The 18,778-nt window shown below is 72.5% G+C and carries 12 protein-coding genes; 3 read left to right on the forward strand and 9 right to left on the reverse strand.

Annotation, left to right across the window (positions count from 1 at the left end):
- Positions 1-206: 206 nt before the first annotated feature.
- The gene (gene lipB, locus ACFY12_RS21970) at positions 207-1,055 is read right to left on the reverse strand and encodes a lipoyl(octanoyl) transferase LipB (protein ID WP_390717534.1); all 849 of its coding nucleotides are present in this window, start codon (positions 1,053-1,055) and stop codon (positions 207-209) included.
- A 307-nt stretch (positions 1,056-1,362) separates the two neighbouring features.
- Here lipB and ACFY12_RS21975 point away from each other — a divergent pair, with 307 nt between their 5' ends.
- Positions 1,363-2,892 carry a regulator gene (locus tag ACFY12_RS21975; RefSeq protein ID WP_390717535.1) on the forward strand — a complete coding sequence of 510 codons (1,530 nt, stop codon included), beginning with the start codon at positions 1,363-1,365 and terminating at the stop codon, positions 2,890-2,892.
- A 150-nt stretch (positions 2,893-3,042) separates the two neighbouring features.
- Here the strand turns inward: ACFY12_RS21975 and ACFY12_RS21980 are convergent, their stop codons facing one another.
- From ACFY12_RS21980 to ACFY12_RS21990, 3 genes are all read right to left on the reverse strand, one after another.
- Entirely contained in the window at positions 3,043-4,485 is a 1,443-nt protein-coding gene (locus tag ACFY12_RS21980) for an NAD(P)/FAD-dependent oxidoreductase (RefSeq protein WP_390717536.1), read from the reverse strand.
- 330 nt (positions 4,486-4,815) lie between these two features.
- Positions 4,816-5,715: a TIGR01777 family oxidoreductase gene (locus ACFY12_RS21985; protein ID WP_390717537.1), complete on the reverse strand. Its 900-nt coding sequence runs from the start codon at positions 5,713-5,715 to the stop codon at positions 4,816-4,818.
- 84 nt (positions 5,716-5,799) lie between these two features.
- Positions 5,800-6,318 carry a DUF4240 domain-containing protein gene (locus ACFY12_RS21990; RefSeq protein ID WP_390717538.1) on the reverse strand — a complete coding sequence of 173 codons (519 nt, stop codon included), beginning with the start codon at positions 6,316-6,318 and terminating at the stop codon, positions 5,800-5,802.
- Positions 6,319-6,662: 344 nt separating this feature from the next.
- Here ACFY12_RS21990 and ACFY12_RS21995 point away from each other — a divergent pair, with 344 nt between their 5' ends.
- Together ACFY12_RS21995 and ACFY12_RS22000 are read left to right on the forward strand one after the other, a co-directional pair.
- The gene (locus ACFY12_RS21995) at positions 6,663-8,666 is read left to right on the forward strand and encodes a hypothetical protein (protein ID WP_390717539.1); all 2,004 of its coding nucleotides are present in this window, start codon (positions 6,663-6,665) and stop codon (positions 8,664-8,666) included.
- Between the two features lie 186 nt (positions 8,667-8,852).
- Positions 8,853-9,839, forward strand: coding sequence for an SDR family oxidoreductase (locus ACFY12_RS22000; RefSeq protein ID WP_390717540.1), 987 nt, complete (start codon positions 8,853-8,855; stop codon positions 9,837-9,839).
- 263 nt (positions 9,840-10,102) lie between these two features.
- On the opposite strand, the gene ACFY12_RS22005 is transcribed toward ACFY12_RS22000, so the two are convergent.
- From ACFY12_RS22005 to lpdA, 5 genes are all read right to left on the reverse strand, one after another.
- Positions 10,103-11,089 carry a helix-turn-helix transcriptional regulator gene (locus ACFY12_RS22005; RefSeq protein WP_390717541.1) on the reverse strand — a complete coding sequence of 329 codons (987 nt, stop codon included), beginning with the start codon at positions 11,087-11,089 and terminating at the stop codon, positions 10,103-10,105.
- Between the two features lie 353 nt (positions 11,090-11,442).
- Positions 11,443-14,130 (reverse strand): pyruvate dehydrogenase (acetyl-transferring), homodimeric type, encoded by a 2,688-nt coding sequence (aceE, locus tag ACFY12_RS22010; RefSeq protein WP_390717542.1) that lies wholly within the window; start codon positions 14,128-14,130, stop codon positions 11,443-11,445.
- A gap of 415 nt (positions 14,131-14,545) precedes the next feature.
- A complete protein-coding gene (locus ACFY12_RS22015) occupies positions 14,546-15,169 on the reverse strand; it encodes a GntR family transcriptional regulator (protein WP_390717543.1) in 624 nt (207 codons plus the stop codon).
- 214 nt (positions 15,170-15,383) lie between these two features.
- A complete protein-coding gene (gene sucB / locus ACFY12_RS22020) occupies positions 15,384-17,117 on the reverse strand; it encodes a 2-oxoglutarate dehydrogenase, E2 component, dihydrolipoamide succinyltransferase (RefSeq protein ID WP_390717544.1) in 1,734 nt (577 codons plus the stop codon).
- A gap of 53 nt (positions 17,118-17,170) precedes the next feature.
- Entirely contained in the window at positions 17,171-18,559 is a 1,389-nt protein-coding gene (gene lpdA / locus ACFY12_RS22025) for a dihydrolipoyl dehydrogenase (protein WP_390717545.1), read from the reverse strand.
- Positions 18,560-18,778 lie beyond the last annotated feature (219 nt).

Genomic DNA, 18,778 nt, shown 5'->3' on the forward strand with positions numbered 1-18,778 from the left:
CGGCGCCCCTCTCTGCTTACGCGGCTTTCGTTTCCTCGGCGCACACCAGGGTACGCCCGTCAATTCGCACGTCTTTACGTGCTTGTGCCACCAGGTACGGCAACCCCTGGCCGGAGGGGTTCATTCCCGTGCCCAGGGCGTTCTGCCCGGGGCGTTCTCGTGCCCGTGGCGCTCCCGTACCGGTCGTGGGCCCGCGGCTCCGTGCGTCAGACCGCCCGGGGCAGCGGCTCGGCGTTCTCCAGCACGTCCCTCAGGTGTTTCTCGACGACCGGCAGCACCTCGGCGATGGTGACGTCGCGGCCCAGCTCCCCGGCGAGCGAGGCGACGCCGGCGTCCCGGATGCCGCACGGCACGATCTTGTCGAACGAGGTGTTGTCCGGGTTCACGTTCAGCGAGAAGCCGTGCATCGTGACGCCCTTGGCGACGCGGATGCCGATCGCGGCGAGCTTGCGGTCCTCACCGCGCTGGCCGGCGTTGGACGGCGCGTACTCGGGGCCCATCAGGCGCGCGTCGTACGTGTCGTCGTCGGCGGTCGCGCCGGGGGCACCGGAAGCACCGGGAGCGCCGGGGGCGAAGTCCAGCTTCAGCCCGGCCAGGGACGGCCGCTCCGCCACCGGGTCGCCCAGCACCCACACCCCGCTGCGGCCCTCGACCCGGGTGCCCTCGATGCCGAACTCGGCGCAGACCCGGATCAGCGCCTCTTCCAGGCGGCGGACATGGGCGACGACGTCCACCGGGCGCGGCAGCTTCTGGATGGGGTAGCCCACCAGCTGGCCGGGCCCGTGCCAGGTGATCTTGCCGCCGCGGTCCACGTCGATGACCGGGGTCCCGTCCAGGGGGCGCTCGTCGTCCGTCGTGCGCCGGCCCGCGGTGTACACCGGCTGGTGCTCCAGCAGCAGACAGGTGTCGGGCACCTCGTCGGCGAACCGGGCGGCGTGCACCCGGCGCTGCTCCTGCCAGGCCGCCTCGTAGTCCACGGCGTCGGCACCGAAGCCCAGATGTACGAAGCGCAGCGCCTCGGGTACGGGGGACGTCCCCGGGGAGATCGCGGTCACGGCAGCTCCTGTTCGAACCTCTGGTGCGTCTGGTGTACGCCTGCTGTACGCCTGCGTCTGGTGTGCGCCCATGCCACTGTACGGCGGCTGGTTCCGGACCTTTCAGGCGGCCGGTGTACGCACCATCCGTAGACCTCCCGTAGACCTCCGCCCCTGCTCACACGATCGGATGAACGTGTGGCTCAGGTGGCCAGAAACGTTCCGAAGGCCGTTACATTCACGCCGTTCTACAAGGGCGATGAGCATGCCGGACGGGGTCTGCCGAACCCGGCTGCCCGGCCCGGAAGGCAGGAGACCGGTAAAGCTGATGACGGATCGACCCGCGCACCACACCCCCAACCGCCAGCTCGCCGCGCTCATCGCCGAGGCGGGGTTCTCCAACGCAGGGCTGGCCAGACGCGTTGATCAGCTCGGCATCGAGCACGGCCTCGACCTGCGCTACGACAAGACCTCGGTGACCCGCTGGCTGCGCGGCCAGCAGCCGAGGGGCACCACCCCCGCGCTGATCGCGGAGGTGTTCACCCGCCGGCTGGGACGCCGGCTGTCCGCCCAGGACCTCGGCCTGGACGCCTGTGCGCCGGTGTACGCCGGCCTGGAGTTCGCCGCCACCCCGAGCGAGGCGGTGGACATCGTCAGCGGGCTGTGGCGCAAGGACTCCGGCAGCCATGCCGAGCTGCGCAAGATCGCCTTCACCCCGGCCGGGCTCGTGGTGCCCAGCCGGGACTGGCTGATCGGCCGCCCCGACGAGCGTGTCGCCCACGGCGAGCCCGCCGCCGAGGGGTCGGGCGGGTCGGGCCGGGTGCCCGCCCAGAGCAACCAGAGCGGCCACAGCAGCCAGAGCAACCACGGCGGCCAGAGCAACCACACCAGCCACACCAGCCGGAACTCGGTGCCCCGCCAGCGCCGTACCGAGCGGGTCGACCGCACCCAGGGCTCCCGGGTCACCTCCGGCGACATCGCGGCCCTCCGCTCGGTCGGTGAGCTCTTCCGGGCGCTGGACCACGCCTATGGCGGCGGTCACGCCCGGCAGGCGCTGGTGCGCTATCTGGAACACGAATGCGAGCCGATGCTGCGCGGCACATACGGGGAGGGCATCGGCCGCCGCCTGTTCGCGGCCGCCGCCGATCTGACCCGGCTGGCGGGCTGGACCTCGTACGACATCGCCGCACACGGCCTGGCGCAGCGGTACTTCGTCCAGGCACTGCGGTTGGCCCAGGCCGCCGGCGACCGGGCGTACGGTGCCTACGTCCTGGTGACGATGAGCCGGCAGGCCGTCTATCTGGGGCACGGCAGGGAAGCCGTCCAGCTGGCCCGCGTCGCCCAGCAGGGCATCGGGGGCGGCGCCCCGCCCGCCGTACAGGCGCTGCTGCACTCCGCGGAGGCACGCGGCCACGGGGTGATGGGCGAGGTCCGGGCCTGTACGGCGGCGCTGGCCCGCGCGGAGCGCGCGCTGGAGACCGCCCGCCCCGGTGATGACACCCCGTACTGGGCGCGCTTCTTCGACGAGGCGCAGCTCGCCGACGAGCTGGCGCACTGCCACCGCGACCTCCAGCAGTACCGCGCGGCCTCCCAGCACGCCGAGCGCTCCCTCCAGCTGCGCGCCGCCGGGTTCGCCCGCAGCCGGCTGTTCTGCCGGGTGGTGCTGGCGACCGCACGGCTGGGCCTGGGTGAGCTGGAGCAGGCCTGCACACTGGGCGCGGAGGCGGCGCTCCAGGCGTCCGAGATGCGGTCCGTACGCGCCCATGAGTACGTCAGGGAGTTCGAGCGACGGCTGGAGCCGTACCGGGACGCCGCGGCGGTCCGGGGGTACAAGGAGCGGGTGGCGGCGCTGGGCTGAGCCGCTCATGGCGTGTGGTTCAGCGCCGTTCACCGTTCACTGTTCGCCGTTCAGCGGCGCTCGGGTCAGCGGCGCTCGGGTCAGCGCCGCTCGGGTCAGCACCGTACGAGTCAGCGCTGCTCAGCACTGCGGGGTTCGGTACTGCGCGGCTCACGCCGCCGTGGGCAGGGTGTCGTCCGGCGGCTCCGTCGTCAGGGCCGGCAGGCCGAAGTCCTGGAGGACGGCGCGGGCGGCGCGGCGGCCCGAGTTGAGGGCGCCCTGGAGCGTGCTGGTGTCGCGGTGGTCGCCGCACACATACAGGCCGGACAGTACCCGGACGGGGCGCTCCGGATCGTGGGGCGGGGGCATCGCCGGTACCGCGTACGGGTCGTGATGCCCGGTCAGCAGCTGGCAGTCCTCGGCGCGCACACCATGGAGCCGTGCCAGCTGCGGCCGGACCGTCTTGTCGAGGACGGACAGCGGCAGCGCCGCCGCCGCGCCGAGCACGGTCGTGGTGATCAGGGGCCGGCCAGGCGGTGTACGGGACGGGTCGATCGCGCCGGCGAGGTAGCTGAACCCGACCGGCCCGTCCGTCGGGAGGATCAGCGTCCGGTCGCGGGCCGGCCCGCCGCCGCGCCCTCCGGACGTCGCCGCGCTGGTGTGGTGCAGCACCGTCACCGGATGGAAGGCGGGCACCCGCAGCCCCGGCAGCAGCTCGGCGGCATCGCGCGCGCCGGTGGCCACCAGCACCGCCCGGCAGGGGATGGCGCCGTGCTCGGCGGTGCTGACGCCCGTGGTGGAGACCGAGGTGACGCGGACGGACGTACGGACCGTGCCGGGCGGCAGCCCGGCGGCGAGCAGTTCGGGGACGGCCGCGGCGCCGCCGGCCGGCAGCCACAGCCGGCCCTCCGCGTACGCCCGTAACGCTGCCGCCGCGCCGCGGCTGGAACCGCGCAGCCTGGGATCGCACAGCAGCGCGGCCAGCAGAGGCCGCAGGAACGCGTCATGGGCGCGGAGAGGGAAGGCCGGACGGCTCGCCAGGGCGTCGTGGATGGGGCGGTCGGGCGGGGCGGTGGCCGGGGACGGGGCGAAGGCGGCGGAGGCGGCGGAGGTGGCGGAGGTGGAGGTCGTGCGGTCGGGGGCCGTGCGGTCGCTACGGTCGGCGGTGCGGCGATCGGTACGGCCGGCGGTGCGGCCGGTGGTGCGGCGGTCGGGGCGGCCGAGGGCGCGGCGGTCCGGGTGCGGGGCGATGCGACGGTCGGCGCGCGAGAGGGCGCGCGCCGCGGCGAGTGCGCCCCTTGTGCTCCGGGGGGCGCCGATCCGGTGTGTCCGCTGGCCGTTGTGGACGGTCAGACCGGGTGCGAACGGGCGGAGCGTCAGGTCCGTGAGCCCCGGGGTGCGGCGCAGCTCGGCGGCGGAGACGGCCAGCGGTCGTCCGCACCAGTCCAGCCGGAAGCCGTCCAGCAGGTCGGTGACGGACCGGCCGCCGATCCGTTCCGCGGCCTCCAGGACCGTGACCGACACTCCCGCGCCGGTCAGATGCCGGGCGGCGGCGAGGCCGGCCGGGCCGGCTCCCACGATGACGACGTCCACGGTCGATGTGGTGCGCAGCACATGCCCCTCCCGGAGGTCGGTCCCAGCTGTGGCGCACGGTTGTCATGCCCGCTGCCGCGCCGTGGAATGCCGAGTGCGGAATGCCGAGTGGTGTGTGCGAGGACGGTAGGGAGGCGGTGGCCCGTACGACAGGGGGCGCCCGGGGCGCGTCGGTGCGCCGTGGGGGGAGGGGCGGGGCGGCCGGGGCGTCTACGCGGCCTGGACGCCCCGGCCGCCCCGTACCTCCTACGCCCCCGTCCCCGCTACGCCCCGTACCCCCTACGTCCCGTACGCCCCTGGGTGCCGGGGCGTCAGGTCGTCAGGTGGTCAGGGCGTCAGATGGTCAGGGCGTCAGGGCGTGTCCACTAGCGCGGCCCGGACCGCGTCCAGGATGCGCGGATGGTCGAACGTGAAGCCGGATTCCAGCAGCCGCCGCGGCACCACCCGCTGACTGCCCAGCACATCCTCGGCGAAGTCCCCGAGGGCGATCCGCAGCACCGGCGCCGGAACGTTGAAGAGTGTGGGACGGTTCAGTACGTGGCCCATCACGGCGGTCACCTCGCGGTTGGTGACCGGTTCCGGGGCGGTGAGGTTGACCGGTCCGCTCAACTCCTCGGTGTCGAGGAGATGGCGGAGCGCCCGGACCTCATCGTGCAGAGAGATGAAGCTCCAGTACTGGCTGCCGTCGCCGAGCCGACCGCCCAGGCCCAGCCGGAAGACCGGGAAGAGCCGGCCCCAGGCGCCGCCCGAGCGTGCCACGACCAGCCCGGTGCGGGCGAAGACCGTACGGATCCCGGCGTCCTGGGCCGGTTTCGCCGCACGCTCCCAGGCCACGCAGACCTCCGGCAGGAATCCGGAGCCGGCCGTCCCGCTCTCGTCCGTACGCCGGTCGCCGGTGTCGCCGTAGTAGCCGATCGCGCTGCCGCACACGAAGACCCGCGGCGGGGCGTCCATGGCGGAGAGCGCCGCGGCGAGGGTCCGGGTGCCCAGCACCCGGCTGTCCCGGATCTCCTGCTTGTACGCGGCCGTCCAGCGGCGGTCGCCGACCCCGGCGCCGGCCAGATGCACCACTGCCGTGCAGCCGGTCAGCCCGGCCGTGTCGATGTCCTGCCCCTTGGGGTCCCAGCGCACCTCGTCGGGGGCCTTCGGCTCTCGGCGGACGAGCCGGACGACCTCGTGGCCGTCCGAGCGCAGAGACCGTACGAGTGCCTTGCCGATGAGTCCGGACGAGCCGGTGATCGCGATCCGCATGGGGCCATACTGCCTGCAGTGCCGGGGACCGTCCCGGTGATCACTCCGGTACTCCGGCGATCACTCCGGCGATCCCCCCGGTGATCACTGCCGGAAACGGTCCCACAGGGTGGGGAAGCGCTCCGCCAAGGCGTCGTCGTCCTCGAAGTCGATCACGGTGCCCAGCGGTTCACGCGGTTGCGGTGGCAGCCCCAGATCCGGCATCTGGGCCCCGGTGAGCTGTTCGTACGCCTCGTCCGCCGCATAACCCAGTTCCTCCCCGTCCCCGTCGACCTCGTCGTCGAAGTCGTCGAGAAGGTCGGCGAGGCCGTCCGGGTCGTGCAGCGCGCCCTCGAAGACCTCCCGGCCCTGGCCGATCAGCCAGCAGCGGAAGGAGTCGAAGACGTCGTCGCTGGCGCCGTCCAGGAGAACCGCGGCCGCTGCCCACACGTCCCAGGTGTACGCGCGGTGGTAGCGCGCCTCGAAGTGACGGGCGAAGTCCAGTACGGAGTCCGGGTCGAGTTGCAGCAACCGCTCGACCAGCACATCCGCCTGATCCTGCGGATCACCCTCGGCGACCTCACGCGAACCGTCGATCAGCTCCCAGAACTCCGTCTCGTCCATCACCGCTCCAGCATCTGTCCTGCCGCCGCCCGCCGCATGCGGAGTGCCCCAGATGCGACGGGGTCGTTATGCGACGGGGGCGTTATCGGGAGGCGTGGCCGACGACGGGGGAGGGGGGACGGGGGACGGGCAGCCTGTTCAGCGCCGCGACGGTGCTCCGTACTGGTGAGCCGCCGGTGAGCCGCCGCTGAGCCGCCGGTGAGTCGCCGCGGGTGACCGTCACCAGCACCACTCGTTGGACGGCCTGCAATGACCAAAACGGTATAGACGGAAAAATCCACCAATTACCGCCGATTCAATTACCGCCAATTCGCGAAGGGCTGTTTCAGGCCATGCCCATGCCCATGGACGAACACCCGCGGGCCCATCTCGAACGGGCCGAGGCGGCCATCGTCGAGCACTACCCACGGCTCGTCCGTCTCGCCTACCTCGTACTGCCTCCGTCGATGGGGCGCCACCGCCGGGTCCTGACCGCCCACGGCCTGGTCCAACGGGCGCTGCCACGGACCGGTCGCCGCCGGCCGGCCGGCGGGCTGCCCGCGCAGCGCGGTCCGGTGCCCGAATCGGGCTACGACCTGGTACGGCTGCGAACCCTTCGGCTGGCCCTGGCGTATGAGCAGTGGCAGGGCCGCGGGCTGCCCCTGCTCCCCGTTGTGCGGGCATGGCCGCTCCTCCCCGTCGTATGGGGGCTGCGGCTCTTCCCGCGCGCCGGCGGTGCCGAGGAACTCGCCCTGGACCAGGCGCTGTCCGCCGCCCCGGCGTCGGTGCGGGCCGCCATCGGGCTGTGGCAGCTGGAGGGCCTGGACGAGGACACCGCGCGTGCCGTTCTGGGCCGGGCCGGGGCCGAGGAGCCGGAGGCGGCGCAGCGGGCGGCCGAGCGGCTGGACCGGGAGACCGAGGGCGGCGCCGCGGCGCTGCTGGCCTCGGGGGAGTTCGACCCGTGCACGGTGCAGGCCCGGCCGACGGACCTGCTGCGTCGCCGGCAGCGGCTGCGGGCCGCCCTCGCGCTCGCCGCGGTCCTGGCGATCGGCGGCGTGGCGGCAGCGGTGGGCGGGGGAGCGGACCTGCCCGGCCGCTCCGGAACCGCCGCCGAGCAGGCGCTGGACCCGGCCCGGCTCGTACGTACCCCCAACGAGCAGTGGGCCGACACCTCCCGGGTCGACTTCACTGCCTGGCCCGCCCGCGGCCGGCGGGCCGGCGACCAGGAGCTGCTGGCGCGGGCGCTGCGGGTCTGGGCGGCGCCGCCCGCCGACGCCCGGATCACGGCGACCGCGGGCACCTCCACCCGCCCGCCCGGCCAACCGCCGCAGCTGCTGTACGCGGGGCTGATCGACAACGTCATGGTGGTGGTCTTCCACGACGGCGAGCGCCTGGTCCGCTACGCCGAACCCGAGGGCGCCACCCCCACTCTGCACTTCGCGCGCGTCGACAACGCCGACCTGACCACCGGCGCGGGGCTGGTGATCGGCCGCGGCAACGGCTGGATGCGCTATCTGCTCGCGCCGTGGATCTCCGACGTCGGCACCCGTGACCTGCTGGCCCCGGACCTCCCGCCGCACGGGCTGCATGTCGCCCCGGACGGCGTTACCGACCGGATCGCCACACCGCCCCCGGCAGGCGCCCGCTGCGGACGCTGGCCGGTGGCGCAATTCCGCCCCTCGGCGCGGCTCGGGACGGCTGCTCCGGCCTTCCTGCTGGCCGACCTCGACGACCTCGTACCGGTCCATCTGACGTATCTGCCGCTGCCGTCCGCCGGGGGGCCGACGTCTGACGGGAAGCCCCCCGCCGGGCCGTCCTCTGGCGGGGAACCGCACGGCTACGGGGAACCGCACGGCTACGGGGAACCGCATGAGGCGACCGACGCCCCGGCGCTGCGGAGCTGGGCCCGTACCGCGTGCTCACTGGGGGCGCTCCGGGGGGCCGGCGTACGGTCCGTCAACGACTGGGCGTTCGCCGAACAGGACCTCCCCGAGGGCGGCGGACGGGCGACCTGGGTCTGCTCCCGCGCCGACACCTGGCGCGGGCCCGGCACCGTGACCGTCCGCTTCCTGCCGCCCGCCGCACGGCCCACCGACCCCGGCCGGATCGCGGGGCGCGCCACCGGCACCGCCGCCTGCGGCCGCTTCGGCCCGCACATCGTCGGGGACGTCCACTGGCAGGCGGGGTCCGGCAGGTGGTACCTGCTCGCGGCCGGCAGCCGGGACGTGGGCGGCCTCGACGCCCGGGGCGGCGGCGTACGGGCCGCCGGGACGACCGGCACTCTCGCCGCGCCCGCCGGACCGGACGCTCGGGCGGAGGTCATCGGGCACCTGCGGGACGGCCGGACCATCCGAGCGGTCGAGCCGTAGCGGCGGATGCCGGAATCCCGACTGGGTGCAGGACCTCTGACCGGGTGCAGGACCCCTGATCGGATGCAGGATTCCTGACCGGGTGCAGGAATCCCGACAGAAGGTGTCGGGTTTCGCTGCCAGAGTCGGTCGCGCCGTTCGAGGGGCCCGCCGGGCCCCGGCATCCGACAGCGAGGAGCGACACATATGACGGAGCGTCAGCAGCAGGGGCAGGCGGGCCATGGGCAGGGGCGGGCAGGGCGCACGGACGACCGGCCCGTGGCGGCGGATCTGACCGGCCGGGTGGCGCTGGTCGCCGGTGCGACCCGGGGCGCGGGGCGGGCGATGGCCGTGGAACTGGGACGGGCCGGCGCCCTGGTCTACGTCACCGGGCGGACGACCCGGGAGCGGGTCAGCGAGGTCGGCCGGCCCACGGAGACGATCGAGCAGACCGCGGAACTGGTGACCGAGGCGGGCGGCACCGGGATCGCCGTACCGACGGACCATCTGGAGCCGCCCCAGGTCAAGGCGCTGATCGAACGCATCGACGACGAACAGGGACGACTGGACGTCCTGGTGAACAGCCTCTGGGGCGGCGACCGGCTGATCGAGTTCAACACCAAGCTCTGGGACCTCGATCTGGACAGCGGGCTGCGGATGTTCCGCCTCGGCGTCGACTCCCACATCATCACCAGCCATTACGCGCTGCCGCTGCTGATCAGGCGGCCCGGCGGGCTGGTCGTCGAGATCACCGACGGCACCGTTGCGTACAACCGCGCCTACCGGGAGAACCTCTGCTTCGACCTGACCAAGAACGCACCGCACCGCATCGCCTTCGGCCTCGCCGCCGAGTTGAAGGAGTACGGCGGCACGGTCGTCTCGCTCACCCCCGGCTTCCTGCGGTCCGAGGAGATGCTGGACTACTTCGGGGTGACGGAGGAGACCTGGCGCGAGGCGATCGCCAAGGAGCCGCACTTCGCGATCGCCGAATCGCCGGCGCTGGTCGCACGGGCCGTACGGGCACTCGCCGCCGACCCGGACAAGCGGCGCTGGAGCGGCCAGTCCCTCTCCAGCGGCCAGTTGGCGAAGGAGTACGACTTCACCGACACCGACGGCTCCCGCCCGGACGCCTTCGGCTACTTCGAGGACGTGGTCATGGGTGGTAAGGACGCGACGGAGGAGGACTACCGCTAGGGGGAGATCCCCCCTGGAACACGGGAGTTTCCCCTACGGGGCCTTCGAACGCATCCCCTAAGGGTCGCGAGGGCCCCCTGCGGGGCCACAACAGACTGAGGCGGGGCGGTATTCCCGGGTGGTGTCCCCGGGGGGGGGGTATTCCCGCATGGTGTTCGCGAGCGGTCTTACCGCGACATTCCTGTGGGCTACGTGTACGTGGGCTATGCGTGCGTGAGCTGTGTATACGGGGGCTATGCGTACGTGAGCTGTGCGTACGCGAGCTATGTGTACAGGGTCGCTGTCCGGCGGGCGGCGGTGGCGAAGCGTTCGCGGAGCTCTGAGGGGGTGAGGATCTCGCCCTCCGGGCCGAGGGCCAGCAGTTGGGCGTAGGCCACCTCGGCGGACTCCACGCGCAGGGTGACGGTCAGCCGGCCGTGCTCGTCGGGGCCGCCGGCCGCCTGGGCCTTGTCGATCGCCTCGCCGGCCGCCGCGCGCTCGGTGACGTACGGCAGCTGGAGCACACCGCGCGGGGAGAGCCGCACCACCACCTCCTCGCGCAGGAGCGAGCGCGCGAACTGGGCGGCCCGTTCCGCCCAGAACGCCGGCAGATCGAATGATGCCTCGCGCGCGAACCGCCCACTGCCTCCGGGGTGTTCGGTGTCGATGGCGATGAAGCGGTCCACGCGGTACACGCGGAAGTCGCCCTGGGCGCGCGCCGCCAGATACCAGACCCCGGCCTTCAGCACGAGTCCGTACGGCTCCAACTCCCGCTCCACCTCGGTGTCCTTGCGGAGGTACCGGGCGACGATCCGGCGGTCGTCCCAGACCGCGTCCGCGAGCGCGGGCAGCAGGGCGGGGGTCTCGGGCTCCTGATACCAGGCGGGCGCGTCGAGGTGGAAGCGCTGGGCGGCGTCCGTCGCGGCGTCCCGCAGCTCGGGCAGCAGCGCGGCGGAGACCTTCAGCCGGGCGGCGGACGCGGCGTCCGCCAGGCCCATCTCGCGCAGTGCGGAGGGCACTCCGGACAGGAAGAGCGCCTCCGCCTCGCTGCGGCCGAGGCCGGTGAGGCGAGTGCGGTAGCCGCCTATGAGGCGGTAGCCGCCGGTCCGTCCGCGGTCGGCGTAGACCGGCACCCCGGCCTCGGAGAGGGAGAGCACGTCCCGTGCGACCGTACGCTCCGAGACCTCCAGCTCCCGCGCCAGCTCGGGGCCCGTCATCGACGGCCGCGACTGGAGCAGCAGCACCATCTTGATCAGCCGTGCAGCACGCATGTCCCCATGATGCCGCCGGTCACTGACAACGCCCCTGGACCAGTGCCCCGGCAGGCAACGTTCGCCCCGTCGCCCCGTCGCGGCGTCCGGGAAGGACAAAGGCCCGGCCGTGGTCAGGGCATGAGGCCGGCCGGGCCAGTGGGTTCCCGTGTGGAGGCTACGGGCGCGGAAGGCCGCGTAGCCTCCACACGGGAGTTCAGGTCCCTTCGGGAGTTCAGGTCCCTTCGGGAGTTCAGGTCCCTTCGGGAGTTCAAGTCCCTTCGGGAGTCCAGATCCCCTCGGGAGTTCAGGTCCCCTTCAGGGGCGGGCGGCGCCCGGTGTCGGCCGGGGCCACCCGCGTCTCACAGGCCGTATCACAGGCCGTAGCGCTCCCGGGCCTCCTTGACCGCGGAGGCCTGCACCTCGCCACGGCGGGCGAGCTGGGCCAGCGCCGCGACCACGATCGACTCGGCGTCGACGCCGAAGTGGCGGCGGGCCGCGTCACGCGTGTCGGAGAGGCCGAAGCCGTCCGCGCCGAGCGAGCTGTAGTCCTGCTCGACCCACTGTGCGATCTGGTCCGGGACCTGCCGCATGTAGTCGCTGACGGCCAGGACCGGGCCCTCGACGTCGCTGAGCGCCTCGCGGAGGTACGGCGTGCGCTCCTCGCCGCGCAGCATGGCCTCGTCGGCCTCCAGCGCGTCGCGCCGCAGCTCGGTCCAGGAGGTCGCGGACCACACATCGGCGGCCACGTGCCACTCCTCGGCGAGCATCCGCTGGGCCTTGAGCGCCCAGTGGATCGCGGTGCCGGAGGCCAGCAGCTGGATCGCCGGGGCGTCGGCGGGCGCCGAAACGCCCGCCGTGGCCGCGGTGTTGAAGCGGTACAGACCGCGGACGATGCCCTCGTCGACGCCCTCGGGCTTGGCCGGCTGGGGCATCGGCTCGTTGTAGACCGTGAGGTAGTAGAAGACGTTCGGGTCCTCGCCCGGGGCGGCCTCGCCGTACATCCGGCGCAGACCGTCCTTGACGATCGCCGCGACCTCGTACGCGAACGCCGGGTCGTACGTCAGCGCCGCCGGGTTGGTCGCCGCGATCAGCGGCGAGTGGCCGTCCGCGTGCTGGAGGCCCTCACCGGTCAGGGTGGTGCGGCCGGCCGTGGCGCCGACGAGGAAGCCCTTGCCGAGCTGGTCGCCGAGCTGCCACATCTGGTCGGCGGTGCGCTGCCAGCCGAACATCGAGTAGAAGATGTAGAAGGGGATCATCGTCTCGCCGTGCGTGGAGTACGCGGTGGCGGCGGCGATGAAGTCCGCCATCGAACCGGCCTCGGTGATCCCCTCGTTGAGGATCTGGCCGTCCTTGGCTTCCTTGTAGTACATCAGCTGGTCGCGGTCGACCGGCTCGTACGTCTGGCCCTTGGGGGAGTAGATGCCCAGGGACGGGAAGAGCGACTCCATACCGAACGTGCGGGCCTCGTCGGGGACGATCGGCACCCAGCGCTTGCCGGTCTGCTTGTCGCGGATGAGGTCCTTGACCAGGCGGACAAAGGCCATGGTCGTAGCCACGGACTGGCTGCCGGAGCCCTTGTCGAAGGCGGCGAACGCCTTGTCGGCGGGGGCGGGCAGCGGCGCGACCGGGTGGACGCGGCGGGCCGGGGCCGGGCCGCCGAGCTCCGCGCGGCGCTCCTGGAGGTAGCGGACCTCGGGGGAGTCGGCGCCGGGGTGGCCGTAGGGGACCTGGCCATCGGCGAACCGGCTGTCCGGGATGGGGAGTTCGAGCAGGTCACGCATCGTCTTGAACTCGTCCACCGTCAGCTTCTTCATCTGGTGGTTGGCGTTCTTCGACGCGAAGCCCTCGCCGAGCGTGAAGCCCTTGACGGTCTGGGCCAGGATGACGGTCGGGGCGCCCTTGTGGCCGAGGGCGGCCTTGTAGGCGGCGTAGACCTTGCGCGCCTCGTGGCCACCGCGCGACAGGTGGAAGCACTCCAGGATCTTGTCGTCGGAGAGCAGCTTGGCCATCTCGACGAGCGCGGGGTCGGCCCCGAAGAAGTCCTGGCGGATGTAGGCGGCGTCGCGGGTCTGGTACGTCTGCACCTGGGCGTCCGGTACCTCGCGCAGGCGGCGGACGAGCGCGCCGGTGGTGTCGAGCTGGAAGAGCTCGTCCCAGGCGGTGCCCCACAGCGACTTGACGACGTTCCAGCCGGCGCCGCGGAACTGGGCCTCCAGCTCCTGCACGATCTTGAAGTTGGCGCGGACCGGGCCGTCCAGGCGCTGCAGGTTGCAGTTGATGACGAAGGTGAGGTTGTCCAGGCCCTCACGGGAGGCGAGCGCCAGTGCGGCGGTCGACTCCGGCTCGTCCATCTCGCCGTCGCCCAGGAACGCCCAGACGTGGGAGTCCGAGACGTCCTTGATGCCGCGGTTGGTCAGGTAGCGGTTGAAGCGCGCCTGGTAGATGGCGGAGAGCGGGCCCAGACCCATGGAGACGGTCGGGAACTCCCACAGCCAGGGGAGCCGCCGCGGGTGCGGGTAGGAGGGGATGCCCTGGCCGCCGGCCTCGCGGCGGAAGTTGTCGAGGTGCTCCTCGGTGAGGCGGCCGTCGAGGAAGGCGCGGGCGTAGATGCCCGGCGCGGCGTGACCCTGGATGTAGAGCTGGTCGCCGCTGCCGTCGCTCTCCTTGCCGCGGAAGAAGTGGTTGAAGCCGGTCTCGTAGAGCCAGGCCGCGGAGGCGAAGGTGGCGATATGGCCGCCCACGCCGTACTTGGAGCCACGCGTCACCATCGCGGCCGCGTTCCAGCGGTTCCAGGCGGCGATCCGGGCTTCCATCGCCTCGTCGCCCGGGATGGCGGGCTCGGCGGCGGTGGGGATCGTGTTGAGGTAGTCGCTCTCCAGGAGGCGGGGCAGCGCGAGCCCCGAGTCCTCCAGAGTGCGGCGCATCAGGTACGCGGCGCGCTGCGGGCCCGCTGCTTCGGCGACCGCGTCAAGCGACTGGCGCCACTCGGCGGTCTCCTCGGGATCGCGGTCCGGGAGCTGGTCGAGCTGGCTGTACGGCTGGCGCACGGGATCGGGCATGGGTGGCCCCTTTCCGGACGAGGGAAGCTCCGGGGGTGCCGTCGAGGCCCGGCCGCGCCCTGGGGCGGCGGCGGGGTCTCGACGACACCCGGTGCGAGTTCGGCAGTTGCAGGTTCGGCAGGTTCAGCAGGTTCGACAGGCAGGGTGTCGCGCCCCAGCGAACGACGATACGCCCCTGATCGATGATCGATCAACGCGACCGGGACGAAAAACCGCAGGTCGGCACGGGGTGTCACAAATCTCGGCACGCGGTGCCAGCTCCGGAGTCCGCCTCCGCTACGCCCCGCAGTCCCTCCCGGACCCTCGGTGCGCGCCCGCGGGGCCCGCCGCCGCTCTCTCCGCCGAGCTCTGCCCCACCCGTTCCCGGTGCGCGCCCGCGGGGCCCGCCGTCTCCCGGAGAACCTCCGCCCGGCTCTCAGACCCGCGGCGCGCAGCTCAGTACATGCGACTTCAGCAGGGCGCCGATCTTCGGATCGCGCCGCCGGAACGCGTCCACGATCTCCTGGTGTTCCCGGGCGTGCGAGCGCGGCTCCGGGCTGAACCAGCGGATCGACAGGGTCGTCCAGACCTCGATGCCCAGCGACTCCCACGTGTGCGACAGGACGGAGTTCCCGGCCGCCCGCACGATCTCCCGGTGGAAGGCCACCGTGTGCCGCACCTGCGCCTCCCCGTCGGCGGCTCGTTCCGCCTCCCGCAGCGCCGCCACCTCCCGTTCCAGCGCCGAGGTGTCCTCGGCCAGCCGCCCGGCGGCCAGCTCCGCGGCCACCTGCTCCAGCCCGGCCCGGACCGGGTAGCTTTCCTTCAGGTCGTCCGCGGTCAGATTCCGTACCCGGACGCCCTTGTTCGGCGCCGACTCGATCAGCTGGAGCGACTCCAGCTCGCGCAGCGCCTCCCGTACGGGCGTCTGGCTGACCTCCAGCTCCACCGCGATCCGCCGCTCCACGATCCGCTCGCCCGGCTGCCAGCGGCCGCTGACGATCCCCTCGAGGATGTGCTCGCGGATCTGCTCGCGCAGCGAATGGACGACGGGCGGGGTCATGAGGTGCTCCTTCAGAGCGCGGATGACGAGGGCCGGGGGAGGGGCCGCTGGTGGGGGCCATTATCCGGGACGGGGACCTGCGCGGAAGCCTTGCGCGGAAGCCGGCATCCGGACGATGACGTGCGGAGATGAGGACGCGAAAGGGGCCGGTTCCGGTTCGTCCATGGACGAACCGGAACCGGCCCCTTTCACGTGCCTACCGGGTGACCGAGGCTCAGAGACCGATCTCGGTCTCGAACTCGGCGGCCTCCAGGATCTGCTTGACCGTGGTCAGGTAGCGGGCGGCGTCGGCGCCGTCCACCAGACGGTGGTCGTAGGAGAGCGCGAGGTAGGTCATGTCGCGCACCGCGATGGTCTCGCCGAGCTCCGGGTGGTTGATGACCACCGGGCGCTTGACGGTCGCGCCGATGCCCAGGATGCCGACCTGGTTCGGGGGCACGATGACGGTGTCGAACAGGGCGCCGCGCGAACCGGTGTTGCTGATGGTGAAGGTCGCACCGGACAGCTCGTCCGGCGTGATCTTGTTCGCACGGACCTTGCCCGCCAGGTCCGCCGTCTTACGGGCGATCCCGGCGATGTTGAGGTCACCGGCGTCCTTGATGACCGGGGTCATCAAGCCCTTCTCCGCGTCCACCGCGATACCGACGTTCTCGGTGTCGAAGTAGGTGATGGTGCCCTCGGCCTCGTTGATCCGGGCGTTGATGACCGGGTGGGCCTTCAGCGCCTGGACGGCGGCCTTGACGAAGAACGGCATCGGGGAGAGCTTGACGCCCTCACGCTGCGCGAAGCCGTCCTTGGCCTTGTTGCGCATCCGCATGATCTTGGTGATGTCCACCTCGACCACGGAGGTCAGCTGCGCCTGGCCGTGCAGGGCCTTCATCATGTTGTCGCCGATGACCTTGCGCATCCGCGGCATCTTGACGGTCTGGCCGCGCAGCGGCGAGACCTCCAGCGCGGGGGCCTTGGAAGCCGCGGGGGCCGGAGCGGCAGCGGCCGGGGCGGCGGCCTTGGCGGCCTCGGCGGCGGCGATGACGTCCTGCTTGCGGATCCGGCCACCGACACCGGTGCCCTTGACCGTGGCGAGGTTGACGCCGCTCTCCGCGGCGAGCTTGCGCACCAGCGGAGTGACGTACGCACCCTCGGCCTCACCGGCGGCCGGAGCCGGGGTGACGGGCGCGGGGGCGGCAGCCGGGGCCGGCGCCGGCGCGGGGGCCGGGGCAGCCGGAGCGACCGGGGCAGCCGGGGCGGCGGGCGCCGGGGCAGCCGCAGCGGGCGCGGCGGCCGGAGCCGGAGCGGCAGCGGGGGCCGGAGCCGCGGGGGCCGGGGCGGCAGCCGGAGCCGCGCCCTTCGCGCCGATCACGGCGAGCTTGGCGCCGACCTCGGCGGTGCCGTCCTCGCCGACCACGATCTCCAGCAGGACGCCGGAGACCGGCGCCGGGATCTCGGTGTCGACCTTGTCGGTGGAGACCTCGAGCAGCGGCTCGTCGGCCTCGACCTCCTCGCCGACCTCCTTCAGCCAGCGGGTGACGGTGCCCTCGGTGACACTCTCGCCGAGCGCGGGGAGGGTGACGTCAGTGCCCTCGGCAGCGCCCGCGGGGGCGGCGGCCGGGGCCGGGGCGGCGGCAGCCGGAGCCGGGGTCGGCTCGGGCTGCGCGGCGGGGGCCGGGGCCTCGGCGGCGGCCGGAGCCGGCGCAGCGGCCGGGGCGCCCGTGCCGTCGTCGATCAGGGCCAGCTCGGCGCCGACCTCTACGGTCTCGTCCTCGGCCACCTTGATGGAGGACAGGATGCCGGCGGCCGGGGCCGGGATCTCGGTGTCGACCTTGTCGGTCGACACCTCGAGCAGCGGCTCGTCGGCCTCGACGCGCTCACCCTCGGCCTTGAGCCAGCGGGTGACGGTGCCCTCGGTGACGCTCTCGCCGAGCGCCGGAAGGGTTACGGAAACCGCCATGGTTTCGGTTGCTCCTTACGAATTGCTGTTGTGGTCGTCGCGCCCGGGTGGCGTCAGTCGTGGGAGTGGAGGGGCTTGCCGGCCAGGGCCAGGTGGGCCTCGCCGAGCGCCTCGTTCTGCGTCGGGTGCGCGTGCACGAGCTGCGCGACCTCGGCCGGCAGGGCCTCCCAGTTGTAGACCAGCTGGGCCTCACCGACCTGCTCGCCCATACGGTCACCGACCATGTGGACGCCGACCACGGCACCGTCCTTGACCTGGACGAGCTTGATCTCGCCCGCGGTCTTGAGGATCTTGCTCTTGCCGTTGCCCGCGAGGTTGTACTTCAGAGCGACGACCTTGTCGGCGCCGTACAGCTCCTTGGCCTTGGCCTCGGTGATGCCCACCGAAGCGACCTCGGGGTGGCAGTACGTCACGCGCGGCACACCGTCGTAGTCGATCGGCACCACGTTCTGACCGGCCAGCCGCTCCGCCACCAGCATGCCCTCGGCGAAGCCGACGTGCGCGAGCTGGAGGGTCGGGACGAGGTCACCGACGGCCGAGATGGTCGGCACGTTGGTCTGCATGTACTCGTCGACCAGGACGTAGCCGCGGTCCATCGCCACGCCCTGCTCCTCGTAGCCCAGGCCCGCCGAGACCGGCCCGCGGCCGATCGCGACCAGCAGCACCTCGGCCTCGAAGGTCTTGCCGTCGGCGAGGGTCACCTTGACGCCGTCGGCGGTGTACTCGGCCTTGTCGAAGAAGGTGCCGAGGTTGAACTTGATGCCCCGCTTGCGGAAGGCCCGCTCCAGCAGCTTGGAGCTGTTCTCGTCCTCGACCGGGACGAGGTGCTTGAGGCCCTCGACGACGGTGACGTCGGTGCCGAAGGACTTCCACGCCGAGGCGAACTCGACGCCGATCACGCCGCCGCCCAGGACGATCGCGGACTTCGGCACGCGGTCCAGCTTGAGCGCGTGGTCCGAGGAGATGATGCGGTTGCCGTCGATCTCCAGACCCGGCAGCGACTTCGGCGTCGAGCCGGTCGCCAGCAGGATGTGACGGCCCTGGACGCGCTGGCCGTTCACGTCGACGGAGGTCGGGGAGGAGAGGCGGCCCTCACCCTCGATGTACGTCACCTTGCGGGAGGCGACCAGGCCCTGCAGGCCCTTGTACAGGCCCGAGATGACCTCGTCCTTGTACTTGTGGACACCCGCGATGTCAATGCCCTCGAAGGTGGTCTTGACACCGAACTGGTCGGCCTCACGAGCCTGGTCGGCGATCTCGCCGGCGTGCAGCAGCGCCTTGGTGGGGATGCAGCCGTTGTGCAGGCAGGTGCCGCCGAGCTTGTTCTTCTCGATCAGGGCGACGTCGAGGCCCAGCTGCGCCCCGCGCAGGGCAGCGGCGTAACCACCGCTACCGCCTCCGAGGATCACTAGGTCGAAAACGGTGCTGGCGTCGTTCGCCACGTCACGTCCTCCATGCATGGGTGCGCCGGAGCCGGTCGTCGATGACCGGACCGCGGCTGGTGTTCGGCCGCTTTCACGTCGGCCCTGGGTAAGGGGGGCCCTGTCCTGCCGAGAACCCATCTTCGCACTTGTTCCACGAAGCCGGGACGGCGGGCCGGGCTCTGAGCGGCCACGCGGCCGCCCTGGGGGTGTTACTCCTGCGTAAGGACGTCGGATTTC

It is taken from the genome of Streptomyces sp. NPDC001339 (genome assembly GCF_042895955.1).
Taxonomy (GTDB): domain Bacteria; phylum Actinomycetota; class Actinomycetes; order Streptomycetales; family Streptomycetaceae; genus Streptomyces.

Excerpts from the sequence above, each read along its gene's own strand:
- ACFY12_RS21975 (WP_390717535.1), top strand. The coding sequence starts at position 1,363 with ATGACGGATCGACCCGCGCACCACACCCCCAACCGCCAGCTCGCCGCG.
- ACFY12_RS21985 (WP_390717537.1), bottom strand. The coding sequence starts at position 5,715 with ATGCGGATCGCGATCACCGGCTCGTCCGGACTCATCGGCAAGGCACTC.
- ACFY12_RS21990 (WP_390717538.1), bottom strand. The coding sequence starts at position 6,318 with ATGGACGAGACGGAGTTCTGGGAGCTGATCGACGGTTCGCGTGAGGTC.
- ACFY12_RS21995 (WP_390717539.1), top strand. The coding sequence starts at position 6,663 with ATGGACGAACACCCGCGGGCCCATCTCGAACGGGCCGAGGCGGCCATC.
- ACFY12_RS22000 (WP_390717540.1), top strand. The coding sequence starts at position 8,853 with ATGACGGAGCGTCAGCAGCAGGGGCAGGCGGGCCATGGGCAGGGGCGG.
- ACFY12_RS22005 (WP_390717541.1), bottom strand. The coding sequence starts at position 11,089 with ATGCGTGCTGCACGGCTGATCAAGATGGTGCTGCTGCTCCAGTCGCGG.
- aceE (WP_390717542.1), bottom strand. The coding sequence starts at position 14,130 with ATGCCCGATCCCGTGCGCCAGCCGTACAGCCAGCTCGACCAGCTCCCG.
- ACFY12_RS22015 (WP_390717543.1), bottom strand. The coding sequence starts at position 15,169 with ATGACCCCGCCCGTCGTCCATTCGCTGCGCGAGCAGATCCGCGAGCAC.
- sucB (WP_390717544.1), bottom strand. The coding sequence starts at position 17,117 with ATGGCGGTTTCCGTAACCCTTCCGGCGCTCGGCGAGAGCGTCACCGAG.